At 36.2% G+C, this 25,106-nt stretch carries 24 protein-coding genes and 1 tRNA gene; 17 read left to right on the top strand and 8 right to left on the bottom strand.

Features of this window, described 5'->3' with window-relative positions:
* The first annotated feature begins 788 nt into the window (after nucleotides 1-788).
* Complete coding sequence (locus NE257_RS04400) at nucleotides 789-1,580, top strand: TdeIII family type II restriction endonuclease (RefSeq protein WP_251885867.1); 792 nt, start codon at nucleotides 789-791, stop codon at nucleotides 1,578-1,580.
* 22 nt (nucleotides 1,581-1,602) lie between these two features.
* Here NE257_RS04400 and NE257_RS04395 read toward each other — a convergent pair whose 3' ends face one another.
* Entirely contained in the window at nucleotides 1,603-3,126 is a 1,524-nt protein-coding gene (locus NE257_RS04395) for a DNA cytosine methyltransferase (protein WP_251885866.1), read from the bottom strand.
* A gap of 583 nt (nucleotides 3,127-3,709) precedes the next feature.
* Between NE257_RS04395 and NE257_RS04390 the strand changes: the two genes are divergently transcribed.
* The 11 genes from NE257_RS04390 (at nucleotide 3,710) to NE257_RS04340 (ending at nucleotide 14,667) form a co-directional block, all read left to right on the top strand.
* A complete protein-coding gene (locus NE257_RS04390; RefSeq protein WP_251885865.1) occupies nucleotides 3,710-5,362 on the top strand; it encodes a hypothetical protein in 1,653 nt (550 codons plus the stop codon).
* Nucleotides 5,343-6,104: an ABC-three component system middle component 1 gene (locus NE257_RS04385; RefSeq protein ID WP_251885864.1), complete on the top strand. Its 762-nt coding sequence runs from the start codon at nucleotides 5,343-5,345 to the stop codon at nucleotides 6,102-6,104. Before NE257_RS04390 ends, NE257_RS04385 begins: the two co-directional genes overlap by 20 nt.
* A gap of 2 nt (nucleotides 6,105-6,106) precedes the next feature.
* Nucleotides 6,107-8,497 (top strand): AAA family ATPase, encoded by a 2,391-nt coding sequence (locus NE257_RS04380; RefSeq protein ID WP_251885863.1) that lies wholly within the window; start codon nucleotides 6,107-6,109, stop codon nucleotides 8,495-8,497.
* 441 nt (nucleotides 8,498-8,938) lie between these two features.
* Complete coding sequence (locus tag NE257_RS04375; protein WP_016171849.1) at nucleotides 8,939-9,130, top strand: DUF3173 domain-containing protein; 192 nt, start codon at nucleotides 8,939-8,941, stop codon at nucleotides 9,128-9,130.
* Complete coding sequence (locus NE257_RS04370) at nucleotides 9,130-10,278, top strand: site-specific integrase (RefSeq protein ID WP_251885862.1); 1,149 nt, start codon at nucleotides 9,130-9,132, stop codon at nucleotides 10,276-10,278. The genes NE257_RS04375 and NE257_RS04370 overlap by 1 nt, the downstream gene beginning before the upstream one ends.
* A gap of 513 nt (nucleotides 10,279-10,791) precedes the next feature.
* Nucleotides 10,792-11,055 (top strand): type II toxin-antitoxin system Phd/YefM family antitoxin, encoded by a 264-nt coding sequence (locus NE257_RS04365; RefSeq protein WP_251869087.1) that lies wholly within the window; start codon nucleotides 10,792-10,794, stop codon nucleotides 11,053-11,055.
* Nucleotides 11,055-11,324, top strand: coding sequence for a Txe/YoeB family addiction module toxin (locus NE257_RS04360; RefSeq protein WP_251885861.1), 270 nt, complete (start codon nucleotides 11,055-11,057; stop codon nucleotides 11,322-11,324). The genes NE257_RS04365 and NE257_RS04360 overlap by 1 nt, the downstream gene beginning before the upstream one ends.
* Nucleotides 11,325-11,779: 455 nt before the next feature.
* Nucleotides 11,780-12,511 (top strand): amino acid ABC transporter ATP-binding protein, encoded by a 732-nt coding sequence (locus NE257_RS04355; protein WP_251854649.1) that lies wholly within the window; start codon nucleotides 11,780-11,782, stop codon nucleotides 12,509-12,511.
* A 15-nt stretch (nucleotides 12,512-12,526) separates the two neighbouring features.
* Complete coding sequence (locus tag NE257_RS04350; protein ID WP_251885860.1) at nucleotides 12,527-13,333, top strand: transporter substrate-binding domain-containing protein; 807 nt, start codon at nucleotides 12,527-12,529, stop codon at nucleotides 13,331-13,333.
* Nucleotides 13,334-13,347: 14 nt separating this feature from the next.
* Entirely contained in the window at nucleotides 13,348-13,995 is a 648-nt protein-coding gene (locus tag NE257_RS04345) for an amino acid ABC transporter permease (RefSeq protein WP_251851582.1), read from the top strand.
* Between the two features lie 15 nt (nucleotides 13,996-14,010).
* Nucleotides 14,011-14,667: an amino acid ABC transporter permease gene (locus tag NE257_RS04340; RefSeq protein ID WP_007208249.1), complete on the top strand. Its 657-nt coding sequence runs from the start codon at nucleotides 14,011-14,013 to the stop codon at nucleotides 14,665-14,667.
* Between the two features lie 192 nt (nucleotides 14,668-14,859).
* On the opposite strand, the gene NE257_RS11600 is transcribed toward NE257_RS04340, so the two are convergent.
* The 6 genes from NE257_RS11600 to NE257_RS04315 form a co-directional block, all read right to left on the bottom strand.
* Nucleotides 14,860-14,991, bottom strand: coding sequence for a hypothetical protein (locus tag NE257_RS11600; RefSeq protein WP_276532299.1), 132 nt, complete (start codon nucleotides 14,989-14,991; stop codon nucleotides 14,860-14,862).
* An 86-nt stretch (nucleotides 14,992-15,077) separates the two neighbouring features.
* Nucleotides 15,078-15,332, bottom strand: coding sequence for a hypothetical protein (locus NE257_RS04335; RefSeq protein WP_007208251.1), 255 nt, complete (start codon nucleotides 15,330-15,332; stop codon nucleotides 15,078-15,080).
* A gap of 221 nt (nucleotides 15,333-15,553) precedes the next feature.
* Nucleotides 15,554-15,835 (bottom strand): DUF5960 family protein, encoded by a 282-nt coding sequence (locus tag NE257_RS04330; RefSeq protein ID WP_007208252.1) that lies wholly within the window; start codon nucleotides 15,833-15,835, stop codon nucleotides 15,554-15,556.
* On the bottom strand, nucleotides 15,832-16,236 hold the full coding sequence (locus tag NE257_RS04325; protein ID WP_251854646.1) for a hypothetical protein: 405 nt from the start codon (nucleotides 16,234-16,236) through the stop codon (nucleotides 15,832-15,834). The genes NE257_RS04330 and NE257_RS04325 overlap by 4 nt, the downstream gene beginning before the upstream one ends.
* Nucleotides 16,229-17,602 carry a Y-family DNA polymerase gene (locus tag NE257_RS04320; RefSeq protein WP_251885859.1) on the bottom strand — a complete coding sequence of 458 codons (1,374 nt, stop codon included), beginning with the start codon at nucleotides 17,600-17,602 and terminating at the stop codon, nucleotides 16,229-16,231. The genes NE257_RS04325 and NE257_RS04320 overlap by 8 nt, the downstream gene beginning before the upstream one ends.
* A 127-nt stretch (nucleotides 17,603-17,729) precedes the next feature.
* A tRNA-Leu gene (locus NE257_RS04315) sits at nucleotides 17,730-17,813 on the bottom strand.
* A 125-nt stretch (nucleotides 17,814-17,938) separates the two neighbouring features.
* Here NE257_RS04315 and NE257_RS04310 point away from each other — a divergent pair.
* Nucleotides 17,939-18,133, top strand: coding sequence for a hypothetical protein (locus tag NE257_RS04310; protein WP_040366534.1), 195 nt, complete (start codon nucleotides 17,939-17,941; stop codon nucleotides 18,131-18,133).
* A 143-nt stretch (nucleotides 18,134-18,276) separates the two neighbouring features.
* Here the strand turns inward: NE257_RS04310 and NE257_RS04305 are convergent, their stop codons facing one another.
* Nucleotides 18,277-18,885 carry a TetR/AcrR family transcriptional regulator gene (locus NE257_RS04305; protein ID WP_251885858.1) on the bottom strand — a complete coding sequence of 203 codons (609 nt, stop codon included), beginning with the start codon at nucleotides 18,883-18,885 and terminating at the stop codon, nucleotides 18,277-18,279.
* Nucleotides 18,886-19,057: 172 nt separating this feature from the next.
* On the opposite strand from NE257_RS04305, the gene NE257_RS04300 reads away from it, so the two are divergent.
* From NE257_RS04300 to NE257_RS04285, 4 genes are all read left to right on the top strand, one after another.
* Nucleotides 19,058-23,284 (top strand): 2-hydroxyacyl-CoA dehydratase, encoded by a 4,227-nt coding sequence (locus NE257_RS04300; RefSeq protein WP_251885857.1) that lies wholly within the window; start codon nucleotides 19,058-19,060, stop codon nucleotides 23,282-23,284.
* A 118-nt stretch (nucleotides 23,285-23,402) separates the two neighbouring features.
* Nucleotides 23,403-24,329, top strand: a complete 927-nt coding sequence (locus NE257_RS04295) for a dihydroorotate oxidase (protein WP_251885856.1) — start codon at nucleotides 23,403-23,405, stop codon at nucleotides 24,327-24,329.
* A 13-nt stretch (nucleotides 24,330-24,342) separates the two neighbouring features.
* A complete protein-coding gene (locus NE257_RS04290; RefSeq protein WP_251885855.1) occupies nucleotides 24,343-24,849 on the top strand; it encodes a GNAT family N-acetyltransferase in 507 nt (168 codons plus the stop codon).
* A 62-nt stretch (nucleotides 24,850-24,911) separates the two neighbouring features.
* Entirely contained in the window at nucleotides 24,912-25,100 is a 189-nt protein-coding gene (locus NE257_RS04285) for a hypothetical protein (RefSeq protein WP_071859117.1), read from the top strand.
* Nucleotides 25,101-25,106: the final 6 nt, after the last annotated feature.

The following is a 25,106-nucleotide window of genomic DNA, read 5'->3' as shown; positions in this document are numbered from 1 at the left end:
GACGTTGAATGTCAACTTGTAAAGTATAGAATTTTATATCGAAAAAAATTTGGGGTAAATATCTATGGAACATAAAAGAAGTAGTAAATTGAAATTCAAAAGACTTCAACTTATATTCGTGTTATTGATGTTGATTGCACTTTCTCAAAGAAATTATATTTTGGCCTTTTTATGTGGAATTATGTCTACAATTTTTTATATTCTTCAAAATAAGCAATAGCTAGAGTTTTATCTATTTACAAAAAAATAACTGCTTTCAAAATGACAGAATGATGCTAATAGTTTGGGGATATTTTTGGTGATTTGATAAAAGGTATGTAGTATTACGTAGTTTTGGGGCTACAGTAATAATGTTTTATCTGCTTTTAGGAATTCTCACAAAGATATTTAGTGATTTTGTTTAGGAGAAACGATTTTTTTCTTTATAAGCTGGTTATTTGTGATTAGTTGCAGTTTTTTATAAAATATGTAAAGAAATTTTTATGTCAATTAATAGAAAAATCAGTCATTATAGAGATTGCATTAATAATTGTGATTTTTGCAATCTCATTTATCAGAAAGTGATTAAGTAAGTGCCGTAAGAAACTTGATTTAATAGGTAAAGGTAATATTTTTGTAACATCGAACTGAGTTTCTGGATGTTAACAATACTTTTAGATCGATCACTATTTCGACTTCTAAAGCCTTTTTTCATAATCATTTATTCAGGAGAAAAATTACTTAATCATTGTTAGAAAGTACGTTTGATGGTACGCTGTATCCATACAAGTGAACTTAGGAGGCGCTATATGCAACAGGAGACTAGAGAGCGAATCAAGGAAAGAATACGTGATAAGATGAATGGAATTTTAAATCGTCGAATTCGAGAATTGAACGAAGATATGCAGGAACTATACACAAGAAATCCATTTGGCGCGCGTTTAGTTCCCGAAATGATTTGGAAAGGGTCAAAATTCGAACGATCCTTTGTAACATCTTTTGGTCAAGGAGTATATGAGCAAATTGCTTATGAAATCGCTATCGACACTGGAGCTACGGCTCAAAATCAACACAGTGAAACTGTTATAATCAATACATGGCAAGCAGATTATATTGACGATTTGCTTAGTAGACAAAGAAATAATGATAGAAATAATCCAGTTTATCCGGATTGGACAGCAGAAATTAATGAAGGTCTTAATTTAAGAACTAATCGTGTGATTGAAATCCCAATTCGCTTTGATCTATATATTCGACGCATAGATGGAACTGAAGAGTACTACTCCATCAAAACAGTGAAACCAAACCTAGATCAAACAGAAATTGCCAAACGAGACATGATGAGAACGACTTTTGCTAAAGAAAATGCAAGAACCTATTTTGCATTACCCTATAATCCAGCGGGGGAAGGAACTCCGTATAATTGGAATGTAATCAATAAGATTTTTAATACAACTGATGACTCCGCAGTTTTAATTGGAAGTGATTTTTGGAATACTGTAGGCCAAGATCCTAATACTTACAATGAATTATTGGAAATCTTTGATGAATTGGGCGATGAATACCATCGAAAAATTCAGCAAAACTATATTGACCTTTAAACAAAAGAAAAGATCCTCGTTTTTAAACGGCGAAGATCTTTTTGTTTGTTTTGTTACTAGGAGTGTTCGACTCACTTGCTTTACCAGTTGAACGAACATACTTTGCTTTACTTGAGCTATTAACTTTAGCTTGCCCTGAATTTGTAGATATAGGCTTAACCTTATTATTTTTCTCCTTCTTTTTTTTTAGCTTGTGTTCTTCATTTTCTTCTTCGACTTTATTCATGAATGAATGATAATCAGTAGCTTTATATCGTGAATATTTAAATTCAGGATATTGAGGAAGAGCATTACCTGCGTTATCCGCAAGAATTGTTCTAGCTACAGCTTCGCCTAATTTAATAGGGACTGCGTTGCCTATTTGCCTGTAAATATCTGTAATTTCTCCGCAAAAAATCCAATCATCAGGAAAACCTTGAATTCTTCTATACTCTTCAATACTTAAAGGCCGATTTTCGACTGGATGACATAGGTCTGTTGCTGGCATTGTAGGCGTTGTAACCAATGTTGGTGATGGTCGATCGAAGCTTAACCTTCTAAAGAAACCTGTTCTACCTCCACCGAGCCCGAAAGACTTGCCCATAGCTAAGGGTTGAACGTCATCTGGAAGATTTCTCCAGTTCTGACCTTCTTTTAACATTCTAAAATATTGTAATCTTTTTTCAGGAAATTGTACATAATGTTGTTGTCCTTCTAAACCTTGAAGAGCGTCTCTTAGAGTAACCCAAGGTTCAAGATTATTAATACCTGTCTCTGAGTGTGTTGGTGTAAGGTAGGGAACTGTTTGATCGCCAAGTTTGCAGATCATAATGACTCGCTCTCGTATTTGAGGAGCACCAAAGTTGGCCGAGTTATAAAGTTCGAAAGACACTGTGTAACCATAGTTTTCTAAAATTCTTGTTACATAGTACAATGCTCCGCCTTTAATCACAGGGCCGCCAGGTTCAATTGGGTACTTTGCAGATTGTAGTCCACGAACATTTTCAATCAAAGCATACCGAGGCTTAACTTCACCAATTAAGTGAATGAAATCAAGAAACACGTTTCCTCGCTCATCTTCAAAACCTCGTCTAGCACCTGCTGTTGAGAAGGCCTGGCATGGAGGACCTCCATAGATTAAATCAACCTGAGTATCTCTTGGTAGACGTGCATACTCAAAGATTTCATCAGCTGTGAATTTTGACATGTCTCCAATCAATCCAATAGTTGGATGATTTACTTGAATAGTCTTTCTAGTTTCAGGGTCAATCTCAGAGGCTAATAAAGGATGAATGCCTTCATTCTCCATTCCAATATCTAATCCCATTGCTCCACTAAAGAAGCTAAGTGCTATAAAGTCAGGAATATCATTAGTAAGTCTGGGATGATCTGTAGGTTCAATGACTACGTTGTATTCTTCAATATATTTATTTAAATTTTCTTCTGTTGTAACCCATTGTCTACCAACACGCTCGCTTTGAAGTTTGCCTTCTCTACATAGTCGCCGGACATGCTGTTCACTAACTCTGAGGTGAGTTGCAATATCTTTTATAGTTAAAAGCTCCATAGGTATCTCCCACATTTCTTTCGCGAATAATTTTATATACCCTATGGATTATACCGTATTATTGCCTAAAGGCAAATAGAAATACTTGTGATTATAAAAAAAGATTTTTGAACAAGTAATGAAAAAGAAATTTATGAGGTAGAAGAAATAGCTAGCTTTTAATAGTGCAGTTAAGATAATTTATAGAATATCTATTAATCTTTGGATTTAATTTAATACTAAAGAATATTTAATTTATGCAGTTCGTGATTTACATTTGTTCATTTGGGAAATGGCTAGCTAATTACTATTATTTAAAGAAATAGATGATAAATTCTAAAATATTGATTCCAAATCAGAGAAATCTAATGAAATTACATTTCTCTGATTTAAGTACCTTTCTTCATCTCCTAAAAGAATTGATTGAATATACCGTGTCTTTTTATGACTATGTCGAGTTTATGAACTACACAGAAATTACACTTCACATTGGTTAATTCTTTTGAGATAATTAAAGCGACTTAAAAATTGGTATACATATCAGATATTGATAATGCTTATCTTAAATAGAAAGATTTTTATTTCAAGAAGGAGTAATACTTAAATGGAAAAATTTTATTTTCCCTATGATGCCATGAGTTCATGGGCTGGTTATGATATTCAAGGAAAAATGACAGTATATTTCATCTTAAATGAAATATATAAGGCAATTGAAAAGAATAAAAAATGCAATTTTGAAGATTTAAAAGAGGAGCTTAGTCAGATATTTGTGGAATTAGAAAACTTGGAAGATATCGCTATACTAGAGAGGAATGAGTATCGTCAAATTTACCAAGTGAAAGCAGGGAAGAATACTAAACTTAAATCAGCTGATTGCTATAATCTCTATGTAGCTTCATATATGCTCAAAATGATGTTTTCTCAAGATAAATTAAACGATACGAATAAAAATGAAGACAGCGGAGTTTATTTGATTTCTACTCATAACTTAGATAGTGCGGATCAAATAAAAGAACTAGGACGTAAGCATCTTGAAAATCTTTTAAATACGAATTATGAAAGTGATATTAGCAAAGATAAAATTGAAGATATAGATGGAAGAGCAAAAAAGGCGAGTTTTCAATTATTAATAAGAAAAATGGGTATTATGGATTTTCCTAAGTCTGTTCGAAAACAAAAAGTTCAGAGTGACATAATTGCTCCTCTGAATAGTTTACTAGAATCTTGGGATGATCTTAATGTGAAGATTTATTCAAGTGAGCATATCAGTGATTCGGATGCAATTAAAGATACTTGCCTTCAAATTATCGAAAAAATTAAAGGGATTATTTTAGATAAACATCCAGATTCAATAGAATTATCCCAACTGGTTGAAAAAGAAAATGAGAATATTTATTGGAATTTAGTTGATTTACTAGATTTGGAATTATTTTTTACTAAAATAGAAGACGAGAAAAATCAGGAAAATCCTAAGATAGAAAAGAAGAGAGGGGTTCAAATTTCGGTTAGTGATTTTCTAGATAACATGTGCAGTCCTATCGATAATTCAATTGATGAGATTGTACTTTTAAGTCATATTTTAAGTGATAAGCTACATCAAGTGTTAAATGAAATACCTCTATATTTTCGCGAAGAAGAAATTATTAACTGTCCTGAAGAGTCAGAGAGTTGCAGTTCTTGTACTATGAATGAAAATTGTTTATTCATGAGAAAACTAAAAGTAATTTTCGATAAGCGAGGATCAGTATTATTAGATTTCTTTAGTAGATTATTTTTAAATGAAAATGGTGATTTGAGAAATAGTAATAATTTACCTCAAGATGATGACATTTTGGCAGTCTTTTATAAAAATATCGGAAGGTACGAGAACTTTAATTATGCAGATGGTATTCCTGAAGCATTGATAGCTACTGAACCAGCAAAAAAAATGATAGCAGAGATGAGCACAGTGGACAATGCTACAATAATTGCTAGAAAAATATCCAGAATTGGTACGAAAGATATAAAGTTCATTGAAAAATTATTTGAATCATCTTATCTTTTTCATATGCATGGTGAGGAGTATTTTTCTCCTTTTCATTATGGAAATAATGAAAAATTTACGGACATTGTTTGTGAGGACTTAACATCGGATGAAATGAGCAAACTGAAATTTATGAGTAGAGATGTTACTTATGATTTTACTGGGCCGGCAATCGTTAAAGTGATTGGAACAAAAGAAGCGGAGGTATTATTAAATGCAGAATCTAGTACATGATATTTTTTTGGAGTATGAATACCGTTTGTTATCTGAAGTAGATGGGTCAGAAATGAGGTATGGCTTGGTTGATCAGAACAAGGCTGATTACTATATTTGTTGTTTTTGTGATGATAATACTAATCTAAGAGATTATAGTAATCAAGTTGAGCTTTCTTTTTCAGATGAAAATTATTATTCAAAAAATAAGTCAGATCCTGCACGTAAAAAGAATACGTCAATTATCTTTTTTGTTGAAACAACTGATGTATTGGAATTTGAAAAGCAAAATCAAAAATTAATTTATGACATTGAAGAATCAACTTATTATTTAAAAAAGTATGTTCTTGTATATAGCCAGGATCATGTTTACTTATTGAATAAAAATGTAGGACAAAATGAAGAGAAAACATCATTGAAAAAAAAGATGGAGGTAATTATATCTGATGTTGGTGAGTATAGGAAATCTGCTAAGTCAAACAAATCTGATTCGCTATATTTATTTGTGTTAAAACTTTACGCTAAAATTCCTTTTACGAGTTATAATGTTAGACCTGAACCTCTAATTGGGGAGTCTTTGGAAAAAATTGAAAAAGAAATTAATGATCAAAAAGATGATACTGTTAAGAGCGTTTTTTCAACGTATATAGATCAAAAATGGACTAAAGAAGATTTAGAGCAAGTCGCTAAAGGAATAGAAATAACTGACGAAGAAATTAAAAATTATATCACCCAGAAAATAACTGTATCGGAGGGTGATTAAAGATGGTAAGTGGGATAAAAAGAATTTCAATGTGTAACTTTAAAGGTTTCCCAAGTGACTATATTACTCATACGGATTTTGATAAGCAATTAAACATTTTATCGGGTCCAAATGGCTTTGGGAAGACAACAATTTTTGATGCTATTGAACTGATATTTAGTCACGAAATGACTCGCTTTAATGGGCTAGAAAATGGTAATCAAAAATTTGAAAATCACTTATTGCTAAATGATCCATCGAAAAAAGGTTTTTTGTGTATTGATGTCATTGACGATAGCGATAATACTAAACAATATGCTGCAATTATTAGTAACTCAAAAAGTCATAAATTTGTGAGTGTATTAGCAAAAACTATAACGTACTATGCTATTGAAAATGAAAATATTATTGAAAATTGGAATGAAATTATAAGTTCCGATGTTATTCAGCATATAGAAACTAGAGGCATTGAAGTGAAAAATCCTTTAATTGATAATTTCAATGTGTGCTATTATGTTTCACAAGAGGAATCTACTCATCTACTCAAATTGCCAATTAGACAGCGAGAAGATACTTTGTCACCGTTAATTGGGAAGGAACTTCTTGAAGATAAGTACAATCTTTTTAAGGAGAGTGCTGCCCTATTTAGTTATGATGAAACTAGAATAAATGAAATTATTAATGAAATTAGATCTCTCAATTACGATGAGGAGATACAGCCTGTAACATATCAACAGCTTTTTCCTGATAAGAGTTTGAATTGGGATAGTAATCAGTTAGTTGCTGATAAAACTATTTCATCATATATTTCATCTTTGAAGAAATTAAAAATAATTTCCCCATATGTTGCCGAAATAAAGCAATATTATTTAAACAGGAAAATCGGAAATTTAGTTAGGGATACTGAAAGAAATCAAATTGTATCTATCATGTATCGAGAAGGAATTAAAGATAGTGATGAATTAATAAAAACAATTTCTCAATCTAAAGTCAAATATGACAAGACTAAGGAATTAGTGAGTTCATATGAGCAGTTAGAGCAATTGTTAAGTCAAGAAATACTAAAAATAAATAAAGTAGAAACATTGATAAAAAGAATTGATAATATGAAGAATATTATTTCTGAAAATGACTATGCAATCATCGATATATCTAAGAATGTTGAGCAGGACTTCTCGAGTCTTTCATCTCTTTTGAAGAAAAGGAAAACCGATTTAGAATTACAAGATAAAATTTCAAATGAAAAAATGAATCTGGAACAATCTAGAAAAAATATTATTGAACATTTGGAATCCTACACACAATTAATTGATATTAATGAAACTCATTGTCCACTTTGTAATTCAAAATTTGACTCGTTTGAAGAGCTAGAAGAAGATATCAGCAGGGTTGGTCAGGTGCTAGAGTCAATTTCAGTAAAAGAAGATAGTGATTTGGAAGAAAATTGGGAGAATATAAGTGAAATTTTTTCTAGAATCAAATCCGATTTTTCACAACTGGATCCTCAAAATTATGTAATTGATTGGAAATTTGTTGACATTGAAAAATATATTGAAGATCAAACGAAAATTAATCAATTAGATCAATTATTAGATTTTATTAGAGATAAACGAATAGATATTGAAACAGATAATAATTGGATTGAAGAGATCAAATCTCTTAGGAAAGAGCCCAAAGAAGATTTTTTAAGGGTAGCTGCAGATCTCAATTTAGAAAGTGTTATTAATGATCTAGGAGTATTTCTTGAGATTGATACAATTGGTAGCCTAATTAATTTTATTGAGGAAACGGATAGTAAGCTCATTGATACAAAAATAGACTATTTAGTTTTTCTACAAAGAAGTTCGGAAAATACGAAATATCAAGATTTGATGACTAAATTAAATGCTCTTGTAAAAGAGAAGCTGCAATGGGAAAAAATGATTACAGCGTATAGAAAGATTGATCAAATAATTAAGGCTAATGAAAAAAAATTGAAGAAGACAATTGTTGAGGCAATTCGTATACCTTTGCTTGTTTACACAGCAAAAATGTTACAAAATTATCAAGGCGGTCTTGGTGTGTATATTGATGATAATGCATTAAGGTTTATTTCATCAGAGAAGCAGCCAGATATTTTGAACAAATTTAGTTCAGGTCAATTATCTGCTTTCATATTGACTTTTCTTCTTCTTATGAACAAACTATATGTAAACGATGGTGAACAATATCAATTTCTATTGGTAGATGATCCAGTTCAAACTATGGATGAAATCAATTTATCGTCATTTGTAGATGTTTTGCGTAGAGAGTTTCAAGATAAGCAAATTATTTTGTCAACACATGAAGAAGACAAGAAAAATTATATTGGCTACAAGTTTATAAAGAATGGATCTACAGTTAAAGTAATTAACGTTAAAGATGAGTGGTATTAAAATAAAAATCAATCATTTGAGAAATTGGAGTAATCAAAGTGGTGGTTTATTTAGTAAATTTCTAGAGAAAGCAACTTTCTTTCAAAGAGAGTTGCTTTTTTGTCTTCTCAATTGTCTTTATTAGTGTAAAGAAAAATGGCCTTTGAAAATTGAATACAAAAATCTATCAGTACTTTCCATTTGTAGGGAGCATTTCTCAATTTCGCCATGATGAGTAACCGGAGCGATAAATAATTGAGAGAAGAATTGTCGAATTCGAGCCATGATCTGCAAATGTAATAATGATACTTCCGTAATCAAATTGGCTCGCCATCACTGGGGAGAGGTGGAAATCCTATGTGCTTTTTGACATGAGCAGCTGGTAGATAAATAAATGTTTTTTATAATTTGTAACTTATGTTTTTTCGTGAGGCGCTGACGTAGGAAAGAGAAGGCGGTAGAATGAAGACAGCCACTCGGCAAGATATTATCAAGTTGGGATTTTCACGGTATTACGCTGACAAGATCTTCAGGGAATGCAAAGCTCTTTTGGTCACTAATGGGTATTCTTTTTATCGAAATAGCAAGATTAAAAGGATACCTGTGAGTGTCATTGAAGAGGTCTTACACATTTCTTGGGAGGATGAATACTGATGAGAAGAGTTGCAAATGTGTACAAAGACGAGAAGAGAGGAACGTGGTATTTTTCATTAACTTTGGGTTATGATCGTTTCGGAAAGAGAATTCAACCCACTAGAAGGGGATTTAAATCGCAAAAAGAAGCGAAAGATGCGATGGAGGAATTAAAAAAGAACTACTCTAATTCTCAAGAAATTTATTTACAAGGGATTACTTTTCGTGAGTTTTATAAGAAGTATTTTTTTCCGTGGTATAAACTTGGGACGATTGAGAAAACCTATGTAAAAACCGATAAGACTTTAAAACGTGCTTTAGCTTATTTTGGAAAAATGCAAATGGAAAAGATTCGTCCGATTCATATTCAAGAGTTTCAACAATTTCTTGTTCAAGAATGTTCTGTCACAAATAAAGAAGGAAAAATACGTCCGCTTTCGAACAATTATATTAAACAGATCTTTAATAAGTTACGGATTATTTTTAAGCGTGCGGTAGTTTTGGAAGTCATTGATGAGAATCCGGTAGACACTATTGGGAAAATTAGAACCCAACGATCGGTTGTGGCATTTTGGACTGTTGATGAATTTAAGAAAGTGTACAATTGTTCATATCGATGTGATTTCCAAGAAGAATTTTATAAACGAATGATGCGCTTTTTATTTGTAACAGGGCTTAGAAGTGAAGAACTTTTTGCGCTGCAATGGCCAGATATTGATTTTCGTAAAAGAACTTGTAGTGTGAGTAAGTCACTCTATATTCGAACAAGAACGGATTATGATTTCTCAGATACTAAAAATACTTCAAGTATCCGAACGATTACTCTAGACAAGCAAACGATAGAAGACTTAAGGAAATGGAAAGAATCTCAAAAAACGATTGGGGATGACTTGGGCTTTATTTTTACCTTTGATGGTTTGCCGCCATCTCCAAAGACATTTTTAGGTAGAGTAAAAAAATTAGCTGAAGTAGCTGGTGTCAAACCGATTCACTTACATGGATTACGTCATTCTCATGTAGCTTTTTTGATTGAGCATAACAAAAATATCTATGCTGTTTCAAAGCGTTTGGGACATTCTTCTGTTAAGACAACTTTAGATAAATATGGGCATCTTTATCCCGATACCAACCAAACTTTAGCAGATGAATTTACTAAATTTGAAGTGTAATTTTTTTTGCGATTTACTGCTGTCAAATTACTGGCACGAGCCGTTTTTAGCCGATTTTTGAATTTTCGATGTTGATATACCGGGCTTTAGAGGCTAGTGGTCGGAATCGAAAATGGATGAGGATGAACCGAAGAAATAGCAAGGGTTTGTTTGAAAATATTTAGTAAAAAAATCTAATTTTCATATTTTATTCGCCCTTTTGTCGCCCTGAAATTTTGGCTCTTTCTCAAATAGTGTTGTTTTATCACTCTTTAACAACTAGTATTGTTAAAACTTACAATCATTTGAATAGAACCTTTGGGTCAAGCAACGGTTTTCGTTGCTTGACCTTTTCAGCATGTATTAATATAGAATCTTGCGTAATTGAGCCTAGTATAATAGTAGAAGTGAACTTATTAAAAGTTGCAATTGAACCATGATAAGAGGCAAGTAAGCATCAGGCTTGTATCTATAAATGTTTACGTACTTAATTAAGTACGTTATAATGATGATATAAGTAGAGGGGGAATTAATATGGCAAACAGAAGTTTAAACCCTAGTTCAGCCCGAAAAGATTTTTATAAGTTATTGAAAGATGTCAATGAGAATCATACTGAAATTGAGATTATCAGTGACCGTAGTGAAAATAATGCAGTGCTTATTGGATTGGATGATTGGAGAGCAATCCAAGAAACCCTTTTTCTTGAGCAAACAGGTACTCTTGATGCTGTTCGGGCACGAGAGAAAGATCATAGTGGATTTACAGATATTGATGAAATTGATTGGGATAACTTGTAATGAGTAACTACTCTATACAAATAAAAAACTCTGCCAAAGTAGATTTAAGAAAAATTAAGCAGTCAAATTTGAGAGCTCAATTTGAAAAGGTAATTCAAACGTTAAAAGAAGATCCTTATCTTCCCACCCAATCATTCGAGAAACTAAAACCTACCCATGAAGGTCGCTATTCAAGACGATTGAATAGACAACATCGAGTAGTATATCGAGTAAATGAAGACGAAAAAATTGTAGAAATTTATTCAGCGTGGACACATTATGAAGCATAGAATTGCATACGAATAACATTTAGCATCATGAACCTTGTCTGAGGAGAGACATAAAGAATCGTGCGTGATTTCTCTTGAAAAAGTCAGGGCAGTTAGGTTCACACCGCAAAGCATTGTGTTCTTGATGCTCTTGAATTTTTGACAATATAGTGGACGCGACTAAACTACCAATTACTTTCATATAAAAAAACATCTCTAATCGAGGTGTTTTTTTGTTTAAGCAGAAAATTTACTGAAAACAAACAATTTGATTTAAATTGCCATTATTAGCTGAAATTATTTGTTTAATTAGGTATAATTAGTTTTTTACCTAATAAAAAACTAAAAAAACGACCATTTCACTTTTGAAAGTAGGCTTATTTTATTTAGTCAATTGAACAAAATATTTACAAAATGATTAAATTATGATTATAATATTGAAATAAAATTAAGAAACGAAAAATGGAGGCGTTCTAATGATTGAATTTAAGAATGTAGAAAAATATTACGGCAAATTCCATGCACTAAAAAATATTAATTTAGCGATTGAAGATGGGGAAGTCGTGGTTATCATTGGGCCGTCTGGTTCAGGAAAGAGCACGATGCTGCGTACCATTAATGGACTAGAGACTATCACTACAGGAGAGTTGTTGATTAATGGAACTAATATCCTTAGTAAGGAAACAAAATTAACTGAAATCCGTAAAAATATTGGGATGGTCTTTCAACATTTTAATTTATATCCAAACAAGACTGTAATGGAAAATATTACTTTAGCACCATTAAAAGTATTAAAACAGTCTGAATCTGAGGCGAATGCAATGGCAGAACGTTTGTTAAAACGAGTGGGTATGTGGGATAAAAAAGACTCTTATCCATCTATGTTATCAGGTGGTCAACAACAACGGGTAGCCATTGCTAGAGGATTAGCCATGAAACCAGATGTCTTATTATTCGATGAACCGACTTCAGCGCTAGATCCAGAAATGATTGGTGATGTTCTTGATGTTATGAAAAAATTAGCTAAAGAAGGCATGTCGATGATTGTTGTTACCCATGAAATGGGCTTTGCGCGTGAAGTTGCCGATCGGATTATTTTTATGGCTGAAGGCGAAGTTCTTGAAGATAGCCGTGATGTCAAAGGATTCTTTGCTAATCCAAGAGAAGAAAGAGCGCAACAATTTATTAGCAAGGTAATTAACCACTAGGAGGAGGGCGTTCAAATGAAAAAAATATATACCATGTTACTCCTCTTAGCCACAGTCATCACATTGGGTGCCTGTAAAAGCTCCAGTGCCGCTTCACAAGATATTTTAACGACGGCTAAGGAAACCAATCAAATTGTATGGGGAGTTAAAAATGATACCAAACTTTTTGGTTTGATGGATATTTCATCACGAGAAGTGAAGGGGTTTGATATTGATATTGCCAAGGCGATTACTGAAGAAATTTTAGGACGTGATGGTAATGCAGTCTTCGTCGAAGTAACATCGAAGACACGGATTCCATTGCTGAAAAACGGAAACATTGATGCGATTATTGCTACGATGACCATTACTGATGAACGGAAAAAGCAGGTTGATTTCTCTGATGTCTATTTTGATGCAGGGCAATCTCTCTTAGTATCCAAAGGAAGCCCGATTACGAATGTTAAAGATTTGACAGCCAACGATACAGTATTAGTCGTGAAAGGCTCGACTTCCGCTGATAATATTCGTAAAGCAGCACCTGATGCCAAGGTATTAGAAATGGAAAATTATTCAGAAGCATTTACGGCGTTGCAGGCAGGACAAGGTGACGCAGTTTCAACGGATAATGCGATTTTGTTAGGGATGGCTAGCGAAAATGACAACTATACTTTAGTTGGTGGTACGTTCACCAATGAGCCTTATGGAATTGCTATCAATAAAGGACAAGAATCGTTTTTAAATGCAGTTAATGATGCATTACGTACATTGCATACAAATGGAACCTACGACAAAATCTATGACAAATGGTTCCCTAATGATGACAGTGGGAAAGCTGAATAAGGAGGAAAACGTACATGCTTGAATTATTTCAAAACAATGCATCATTATTTATAGATGGATTCAAATACACCATTCTTGCAAGCTTCATCGCATTGATTGCAAGTTTGATTATCGGAACATTGATGGCGATTTTACAATTGTCCACAAACAATGTAATACGACGATTAGCCAAAGCGTATGTTGAATTTTTTAGAAATGTGCCTTTGCTAATTATTGTGATGATTTTTTATGTCGTAATTCCTCTTTATTTGGTTCCTTTTGATGGGTTTCAAGCTGGAACGATTGGTTTAACGATTTATACATCGGCGTTTATTGCAGAAACAGTTCGTTCAGGGATCCAAACAGTCCACTCAGGTCAGATGGAAGCAGGCTTATCTTCGGGATTTACCTATTGGCAAACAATGCGCTACATTGTGTTACCACAAGCATTTAAAATTGTGATTCCGCCACTAGGAGGACAATTTATTAATTTGATTAAAAATTCTTCTATTTTGGCAATGGTTGCAGGGCTAGATATTATGTACCAAGGTGATTTGATTGCTAGTACGACGTTTAATACCTTCGATACATATATCATTGTGGGTATTTTCTATCTAATTTTAACATTGCCATTGTCATATTATATGAGCTATTTAGAGAAAAAATGGGCGGTGCGCTCGTAGAAAGGGGGAGAACAAATGAGTTTTTTCGATGCTTTTTCGTTTATTAATTTGCGTTTCTTATTGGACGGTTTGATCGTAACCATTGAAGTTTCGCTCGTTTCAATTATTTTGAGTTTCTTATTTGGGGCAATTATGGGGACACTTCGTTTTTCAGCGATTCCCTTTGTTTCACGAATTGTCGGTCTAATCGTCGATATTATCCGCAATTTACCGTTGTTATTGATCATCTTCTTTACATACTTTGCTTTGCCACAGATAGGAATCAAATTTGACATCTTTTGGTCAGCAGTCATCGCTTTAACAATTTTTGAATCCGCGATGCTCTCAGAAATTTTCCGTGCCGGTCTAAATGCGGTGCCTAAAGGTCAAATGGAAGCTGGCTTATCTACAGGATTGACCTATCTGCAAGTGATGTTCTCCATTATGATTCCGCAAGCGTTTCGTTCAATGGTGCCAGCGATTGTCAGTCAGTTAATTTCTCTTGTAAAAGATACATCGCTAGCAGTCATTATCTCTTTACCTGAATTTACGCATAATGCAAAGATTATTTATGGTCAAAATTCAAACTATGTTATTCCTATGTACGTCGCATTGACGTTGGGTTATTTTGTTATTTGTTATTTGTTATCCTTGCTCTCTAAATACTTCGAAACCAAGCGGTATTCTTATTAAGCGAGTAACAACCATTTATACAAAAACAGAGCGTCCTTATTAGGGATGCTCTGTTTTTGTATAATAAAGAACTTCTTTGGTGTCAAAGCCTGCTTCAATGGTAAGCGGTCTCCGTATAATTGAGTGACTGCGCTAAATCTAAAAATGCCTCTAGCTTATGAACGTCTATCAGAGTTCCTTTCAAGTAATGTGCTACCATTGATTTTTTTGTTTGTCCTTTTGTGTATCTTGAATACCATGTTTTACTCCTAGCCGGATAATACCGTATAAAACAAAAGCCCCAATCAAGTAATAAATTAAACCAATACCCATACTCATCATCATTTTTATCACTTCCTTATTAAAAATCGGCAGAGACACTCTGTCCGTTGAGAAACAAAGCAAGAGTGACAGGATAAGACAGCCATCATTTAAAGGCTATGATAAAGCTTCAGTCCATTTTTTAAAGAGACAGCAAATGCACCAGCTACCAGTAAAATCATCGGTACGGTGGCAAATAAAGAGCGATTGATTTCGTTGGTAGACATCATGTATTCATCACCAGTTGCTGGAAACAAAAGATAGGAAAGTGTATCCCATAGAGTATGAAAGAAAATAAGAAAAGTAATAAATGAAATAAGGGCAAGTAACAGCCAAAAGACAACAAAAAAATTCGTTTTTTTCATTCTTTTTCCTCCTTTTTAGTCCTCTTCATTATACCTTACAAGCCAAATTACGTCACTTCTGTAAGTGGATGACAGGAATCGAACCTGCACCGAAACGTTAGTAAATGATTGTGCTGTGCTGAAACACAATCATTCGTATGGAAACACCAAGTTCATCCACAAAAACATCATACAAAGCAATCATTAGGTCAAACTTAAAAAAGAGAAAGAAAACATAAAGCTCAAGTATATAAATCCATCCCTAAATAATGATAGACTTTCATTTCTTTGTACTCATTAATTGTATCTATGCGAAAGTAAAAGATATGGTCCTTACGATCAATACATTTGTAACTAGGAATTTTAAAGTGCGTAATCTGTCGTTTGTCCATTAGATGCAACAGTTCATCTTGTAAGGCAAAAAAGGGGATTTCGGTCACAACATAATTGGTAAAGTCTTTTGTAAATTGCTCTGCATTATTAGTGAAATAATCAAACGACAATGATCGATTGGTTAAGCTCATCTTAGATCACTCCATTTTGAATCAGATAAGAAAGCGACATATTTGATAGTAGTTACATCAAGTATGTCCATTTTTTGGGCGTCAGTCAGTAAAAATAGACTACTATCCTCGATACCCATCACAATTCCTGTTAATAAACAATCACTTTGTCCTTCTGCTACTAACACATTGAGTTGTAGTTGGACAGGGCGGCGCTGTTGGTAGCTTTCAAATAAAATAACAAGACAATCTTGTGTCGTCATTGCTTGGTAGCGAGGGACGATGGACGTGCGTTCATTTTTATCTAGTTGCATCTGTGCTGTATGTTCACTTAAATAAAAGCCTAACCACTTCATTGTGCCGCGGTCGGTATACGAACGAACATAGGGATCAGGATGGTACGACATAAAGGACTCAGCCATGAGAAACATCTTCTTTTTTCAGTGGTGAAAGACCATCTAGACCACCAGCTCCACCGGCATGACCACCAACTAAATTCGCCCGCTTTAAACTACGCGCATCGGGTAGTAGCGAGCTTGACCGCATGATGCTTGAAAAACCATACTTTTCACGAATACGATCCAAAATCACTTCTAAGTCTTCCTCTTTTTGCTGCGTGATAGGTTCGTCAAATAAAGTCAACTGCGTACCGTTAGCAGGCACGAGCTTGCCGTAGCTGACACCAATTTGGCGAATCTTACTAGTTCCATCGTAAAACTTATAAAATAAATGAAGGAGCGATTCTGCTAATGGCTTAGAAGCGTTGGTCGCATCAACTTTCATTTGGCGGCTGAATCCTTTCGTAGATTCATCGCGACTATAGCCGATAAAGAGATGGATGGATGTTGTTTTTAACTGTTTCCGACGAATACGAATCGAGACTTGTTCCGCCATTTCACGAATAACAACAAGCAATTCTGAACTGGTATAATCTTTAGGTAAAATTTGGCTATTGCCAATCGTTGTTTCTTTTGGCACATAGCGTTCGGACAACTTGGTGCGGTCAATTCCATTGGCATGGTGATACAGCTGCAAGCCAATCACGCCAAAGGTTTGCTGCAACAATTGCGGAGAACTATTGGCTAATTCATGAACCGAAGAGATCCCTAAGCGATGCAATCTTGCCGCCGTGCGATGCCCGATACCCCAAAAATCTGTTAGTTGTGGTATCTGCCATACTTTTTCGGCCACATCACTATAGTTCCAAGATGCTCGTAGGGAAGGAGCCGTTTTTGCTTCGTTATCGAGTGCTAATTTGGCGAGTAACGGATTGCTATTGGACATCCCTACCGTAGAAAAAATCCCTGTTTTTTTTTGGATGTCTTGTTGTATGCGATCACAGACAATCGCTAGTTTTGTTTTTCGGTCTAATACACCCGGGACAAAGTAATTTAATGAACGTGACAAGTCAATCAAACCTTCATCAATAGAATACCAGAGTATATCTTCATCTGGGGCATAGTTTTGTAATACATGCTGAATTTTTAAGTTTTCTTGAATGTAATAATTCATGCGAGGAGGGGCGATAATCAGATTTTTCATTGCAGGATTCTCCCCAACTGTCGGTAAATCCCATCTACGAGTCACATTTTTGATACCTAATTTTTTTTTGGCCATCGGAGAGCTCGCTAAGATTAAACCGGACGTATTATCTGTAGTACTCATAACGATTAAGAGATGCTTTAGAGGATGAAGTCCACGAGCTACCAATTCACAGCTGGCATAAAAACTTTTCATATCGATAAAAGCATAATCTCCTGTAGGCTCCAATTCGTATTTGAAATTCATGTTCTATGCCTCCAATCTATTTCTTATACCCATTATACAAACGTATGTTCGCTTTTGTAAAGAGAAAATAAAAAAAGACGAACACAACCTTCTGAAGAGAAGATGATGCTCATCTAATGAACCTGTATGCGGCCAAGAAGACTCGAACTTCCACGATATTGCTATCACTAGCGCCTGAAGCTAGCGCGTCTGCCAATTCCGCCATGACCGCGAGAAACTAGTATTAGTATAAGACGATTTTATAACAATAGCAATAAAAGGCTTTTAAATGTGCAAAAAAGTGCTATGATAATATTAGATAGCGTTTTCATTATAGCTGGGTTTGGGGGAATCCTTATGAAACTAGTTTTTGCTTCACTAGCTGCACTTGTTGTGTTCATGTGTTTGATGTTTGCTGTTGTCTCTGTCGTTAGTAGGGAAAATATTGGTGAAGGCGTGTTAGTTGGTGGCGTTGGTATTGGTATTTTACTTGTACATTTGTATAGCATCGATACCCCAAAGCTACTTTGGGAAGATGAAGAAGACGGATAATCTATTTAAAGGAGTGTGACGAAAATTTGTCACACTCCTTTAATATGAATAAATGATTTACAAAAGCGTAATCAAGTTGCGCATGCTTTTCGAAATTTCTGGGATTATCGCTCGAAGCTAAACACGTTTGTCAATTCCTCTTTTTAATGATCGACTTCAATTCCTAAAACGGTTAAGTGTCCATTACCGACTAACTTAATGACCAATTTGGCTAAACTATTCGCATCCATAGTCGTATCCGCAGTAATCCACCAATGAAGCGTCGCAAAGAAAACAGAAGTTATATATTCAATAATAAAATCAATTGGGACTTCTAAATCATTTTCCGTAATTTTTAAGCGTGAGAAAATATGTGCATACTGGACTTCTAGAATTGCTTGGATTTGTTTGCGTAAGCGCTGGTCATCAGAAGACTCTAAAATAGTAATGAAAAAGACTTTGTTTTCTTTGATTTGTTGATAAATATTTGTCAAAACAAATTCCACTTGTTTTAATTTTAAACGATTGCCTTTTACGATTTGATCTGGATCAAGAACGGAGACAAAGACATTCATGGTTGAGTGAAAAATAGAATCATATAAATCTTGCTTGTTTTTGAAGTGAGCATAGAAGGTTGCTCGATTAATCATGGCCTCATCCGCTATTTCTTGCACAGTCAAATCATCGTAGCCACGTTCTTCCACTAAGCGAATAAAGGCTTCAATAATCATTTTATGCGTTCGTTTAACACGTAAATCGACTTTTTTCATCATTTTTCTCCTCCTTTTTCCGACACACGCTTTAAATTGTTGTTTATCTCACAGATTCCTATTCTTTGATTGTTGCAATTTTTTAGGAATATCACTACACTTTACGTGAATAGTATAACAAACGAGCTGTTGGATATTCAACATTTGTTGGAAATTTTAAAGGTAGGTGACAACGATGCACGTATATGCTGGTATAGATGTAGGCTCTACCACAGTTAAAATGATGGTAATCGATCAAGAAAAGAATGAATTGTATTCTTGCTATGAACGTCACTATTCAGATGTGAAAAAGGCAACAAAAAAAATGATTCGTGCAGCTTTGGAAGAAATCGGTGACCAAGATGTTGCCCTTACTATTACAGGATCTGGTGGAATTGGGCTTGCGGAGAGTTGCGAATTAACCTTTATCCAAGAAGTCATCGCTTGTACGCGTACAGTAGAAGAACTCATTCCTCAAACCGATGTGGTGATTGAACTAGGCGGAGAAGATGCCAAGATTACTTTTTTTGAAGGCTCCTTGGAACAACGGATGAATGGAACGTGCGCTGGTGGGACAGGTGCATTCATTGACCAAATGGCCTCATTATTAGATACGGATGCAAGTGGCCTAAATGAGCTTGCAAAACACGCAACGACGATATACCCGATTGCTTCTCGATGCGGCGTATTTGCAAAAACGGATATTCAGCCTTTACTTAATGAAGGAGCAGCAAAAGAAGATATTGCAAAAAGTATTTTCCAAGCGGTCGTCAATCAGACAATCGCTGGACTTGCATCTGGTCGTAAAATCAAAGGAAATGTAGCCTTTCTAGGCGGACCACTCTATTTCCTATCAGAGTTAAGGCAACGATTTATTGATACATTAGCCTTGTCGATGGATCAGGTCATCTTTCCTGAGCAATCTCAACTTTTTGTCGCGTATGGCGCAGCGCTTTTTGCCCAAGAAGAGAACCAAACTATGCGATTAAGCGAATTTATAGACAAGTTAGAGACGAATCCACAAAGCGCCAAACAAAGTGATACCTTAGCGCCCTTATTCGCAGACGAGGCTGCCAGAGAGGCATTTGTTGCTCGTCACGAAAAAGCCACCGTAAAAGAACGCGAATTAGATACCTATGAAGGACGCGCCTTTTTAGGAATTGATGCCGGATCAACTACCACGAAAGTAGCATTGATTGATGAACAGGGTGCACTTTTGTACTCTTGGTATGGTAGCAATGAAGGACAACCATTAGAGACGACGATTGCGATTTTGACCGAATTGTACCAACAGCTCCCTACAGCGGTCACGATTGCGAAAGCCGCAGTCACGGGCTACGGTGAGCACTTGATTAAGCATGCCTTAAAAGTCGATATTGGTGAAGTCGAGACCATGGCGCATTATAAAGCTGCTAATTTCTTCTTGCCAGGTGTTGATTTTATTTTAGATATTGGCGGTCAAGATATGAAGGCTATGACGATCAAAGATGGCGCACTATCTGCCATTCAATTAAATGAAGCTTGCTCTTCAGGGTGTGGGTCGTTTATTGAGACCTTCGCTAAATCCTTGCATTATCCTTTAGAAGAATTTGTCCAAGGTGCGATTGTTGCGGCTCATCCAGTTGACTTAGGCTCTCGCTGTACAGTCTTTATGAATTCAAAAGTGAAGCAAGTCCAAAAAGAAGGGGCATCAGTCGGCGATATCGCAGCAGGACTCGCTTATTCCGTCATTAAAAATGCTATATACAAAGTAATCAAAGTGCGTCGACCTGAGCAATTAGGTGAACGGATCGTCTGTCAAGGAGGGACATTTTACAATGATGCTGTCTTACGCGCATTTGAATTAGTGACTGGTCGAACAGTCATCCGTCCTAATATCGCTGGATTAATGGGAGCCTTTGGTGCGGCATTGATTGCAAAGGGCGCTTATCAAGAAGGGGAGCATACGACCTTATTAACAGCTAATGAATTAGCGACCTTTGAAGCAACGAAAGAGCTCACACATTGCGGTCTCTGTGAAAACAACTGTTTACTAACGATTACGCTATTTTCAGATGGTCGTCAATTTATCACAGGGAATCGCTGCGAGCGCGGTGCACGGATCAAAATTAATCGTGAAGACCGCAAAGTCAATCTATATGACTATAAGTTAAAGCGGATATTCAAGTATCGTTCCTTGCGAAAAAAAGAAGCCATTCGCGGAGAAATTGGCTTACCTCGAGTGTTAAATATGTATGAAAACTATCCGCTATGGCACACGTTTTTTACGGATTTAGGCTTTAGAGTCGTCTTATCGCCACATTCGACCAAAGAATGCTACGAGAAGGGGATTGAAACCATCCCTAGCGATACCGTCTGTTACCCAGCTAAACTGGTGCATGGACATATCCAGACATTGATTGAGCAACAAGTACCAATTATTTTTTATCCTAGTATTATTTTTGAGCAGAATGAAGGACAAGCGGCGGATAATCACTTTAACTGCCCCATTGTCCAAAGCTACCCTGATTTGATTCGGATGAATGTGGAAGAAATTCGCTCTGGTTCAGTCGATTACCGCAATCCTTTCTTAAATCTAGCAGATAAATCATCCATGATTGCTACCTTGACTGCTACGTTTGCTGACTTGCAACTATCAAGAGGAGATATCACTAAAGCATTGCAGCATGGATTTACAGAACTAGCAGCCGCAAAACAAGACATTCAAACGAAAGGTGAAGAAACCATTGCGATGCTAATGCAGACGAATCAAAATGGCATCGTGCTATCTGGTAGACCGTATCACCTTGATCCGGAAATCAATCATGGCATCGCAGAAGTACTTACACAAGAAGGCTTTCACGTCTTAACCGAAGACAGCCTCGCACACTTGGCTGAAGTCAAATCTCTACGTGTGGTGAACCAGTGGATGTATCATTCACGTCTCTATGCAGCCGCACATGTCGTGGCCAAATGCCCGCAATTAGAGATGGTCCAGCTAAATTCATTTGGCTGTGGGATTGACGCAGTGACTACAGATCAAGTAGCTGAAATAATGGAACAAGCAGGAAAACTGTATACTGTCTTAAAAATTGACGAAGGCGCAAACTTAGGAGCAGTCCGTATTCGTGTACGCTCGCTAAAAGCTGCGCTCCATGCTCGTGAAAAAACGCCCCATGCTCCTACTCATACAGCGAACCTACCGGAAAAAATTGTGTTTACGAAAGATATGCGCAAAAAGCATACGCTGCTTATGCCTATGCTCAGCCCAATCCATCAAAATGGCTTGTTTGACGTGGCGATGCGGGCATCGGGCTACCATATTGTGGGGCTCCCCGATGATGAAAGCGTGATTGACACTGGCTTACAATATGTAAACAACGACGCGTGCTACCCGGCAATTATTTCGATTGGTCAACTAATCAAAGCCTTGCAAAGTGGAGAGTATGATTTAGATAATGTTAGCGTGCTGATGAGCCAAACAGGTGGGGGCTGCCGGGCCACCAATTATATTCCACTGTTACGTAAAGCATTAAAAGAAGCAGGGTTTGAGAATGTTCCGGTCGTTTCCCTTTCCTTTGGTAATCAAGGAGTCGAAACCAATCCGGGCTTCACCTATTCCTACAAGATGATAAAACGAGTCTTACTAGCTGTTTTATATGGTGATTTATTTGAACGCTTGGTATATCGAGTACGACCGTATGAAGTCAAATCTGGTAGTACGGATCAATTACACCAAGCATGGCTCGAAAAAGTTGCAGCCAATGTCCAAAATGGCTCACTCACACAATTTAATCGTACCATTAAAAAAATCATCCATGATTTTGATGAACTGCCTATCAAGGACTGCCAAAAGCCAAAAGTGGGAGTTGTCGGCGAAATTTTGGTCAAGTATTCACCGATTGCCAATAATAATATTGTTCGCTTGCTTGAGTTAGAAGGGGCAGAGGTCGTTGTTCCTGACATACTAGGGTTTATGAACTATTCCTTATACAATCAAATCTGGAAAGAAGAACACCTTGGAATGTCAGTAAAGAGCAAGCGGACAGCGCAAGTCTTATTGAAACTAGTAAGTGTCGTCGAACAGCCTTTAAATCGTGCCTTACAAGATTCAACTCGTTTTTGTCCATCTTCTCCGATTGAAGAGTTAGCTACAAAAGCAAGTCGGGTCTTATCGATTGGGAACCAGACGGGGGAAGGATGGTTTTTGACAGCCGAAATGATTGAGCTACTGGACGAAGAGGTCGATAACATTGTTTGCTTGCAACCATTTGGCTGTCTGCCGAACCACATTGTAGGCAAAGGGGTGCTTAAAGAATTACGGGCACGCTATCCTCAAGCCAATATCGCTCCAATTGATTATGATCCAGGTGTTTCGATTGTCAACCAGTTAAATCGCATTCGTCTCATGCTATCAACAGCGAAAAAAAGAGTCCAATCTTAAACTAGAAAGCCGATGGAGCGAATCTGTCTAAAAAAGAACAGATTCGCTCCGCCATTTTTTGTATTGCCATCTAGCTGTAAAAAAGCTACACTTAGAAAAACTAAGGGGGAGAATTGTTATGCTAAAAACTGTTTTTGCCAATCATGAACTTGAAAATCCATTTATGAATGCGTCAGGGGTCCATTGTATGACCACAGAGGAATTGAATGAACTGTATCATTCTTCAGCGGGTGCGTTTATTACAAAAAGCTGTACGCCGCTACAACGGACAGGCAATCCCGAACCACGCTATATAGATCTACCAAATGGCAGCATCAACTCAATGGGCTTGCCGAATAAAGGTTTTGACTATTATCTTGATTACGTCACTCACACACCGTATCGTAAATTGTGCTTTTTTTCTATCTCTGGGATGAGTGCTGCCGAAAATTTAGATATGTTGCGCCGACTTGAAACTAGCTCCTTTGATGGCGTGACTGAACTAAACCTCTCTTGTCCGAATGTCCCTGGTAAGCCTCAGCTAGCCTATGACTTTGAGCAGACAGAACGATTGCTAACACAAGTATTTGACCTCTACCAAAAACCACTAGGAGTCAAATTGCCGCCTTATTTTGACTTTGCCCACTTTGATCAAATGGCTGACATTTTAAATCAATTCCCGCTAACTTATGTCAATACGATTAATTCAGTCGGAAACGGCCTTGTGATTGACCCAGACCTCGAGCAAGTCGTTATTAAACCCAAAAATGGTTTTGGCGGCCTAGGTGGACCTCTCATTAAAGCGACTGCACTAGCCAATGTCCGTGCTTTTGCAACGCGTTTAAATAGCGAGATCAAAATTATCGGCACAGGGGGTATTACCAATGGCCAAGATGCCTTTGAGCATCTCCTATGTGGCGCAAGTGTTCTACAAGTCGGAACCCAACTACACAAAGAAGGTCCCACTATTTTTGATCGTCTGGCTCGCGAGTTGTCTGATATTATGAAGAAAAAAGGCTACGCGGCTATTGATGAATTTAGAGGAAAACTAAAAGATCTTTCTTAGGAGGAATACCAAGATGCAGCTAAGAAAAGCAACGGAAAAAGATTTGCCAACCATTATGGCAATTATTGCTGATGGTATTCACGCACTAGCCCAACAACAATCTCCACAATGGCAAAATGGTCATGGCCCAAGAGAAGAACAATTTCTAGCTGATATTCGTCATGGCTGGACATATGTCCTTGAAGAAGAGACCATCGTAGCAGTAGCATCAATCATCCCTGGCATCGATCCGGTGTATGAAGCAATTGACGGGCGATGGATTATGCCTACAGACTCGTATGTATCGATCCATCGCTTTGCGGTCAAGTCTACCACGGCCAATAAAGGACTAGGGAAACGCTTTTTAGCTAACTTAGTTGCACAATGTGTTACTGATGGTATCACAGATATTCGCATCGATACACATCGCCTGAATATCAGGATGCAAAAAGTCGCCCTAGCTTGTGGCTTTGTTTGCTGTGGTGAGGTCGTCTTTCCGATTCCGGATGGTGAACGGTTAGCCTATCAGTGGCAAAATTAACCAAAACCCCTTGTCAATCGCAAATGCACTTGATAAGATAAACGAGAAAAGGATGGTGCCCAGTGAAAAAACGTCAAAAAAAGAAACAAGCGTATAAAAACTACATTCAAGCAATCTTTGAAGGCTATGAAACAATGCTCGAAAACCCAGATGTCCAGGAATTAGTCTTTACGTATTTGAAAGAAGAAACACGTTTAACAAGAGATGAACAAAAACAAATTCATTTTTTGACACGCGATGTAACTGCTTAAGCAATC

This window comes from Enterococcus italicus (assembly GCF_023743875.1).
Classification (GTDB): domain Bacteria; phylum Bacillota; class Bacilli; order Lactobacillales; family Enterococcaceae; genus Enterococcus_G; species Enterococcus_G italicus.
This window is presented reverse-complemented; position numbering and strand designations above follow the sequence as displayed.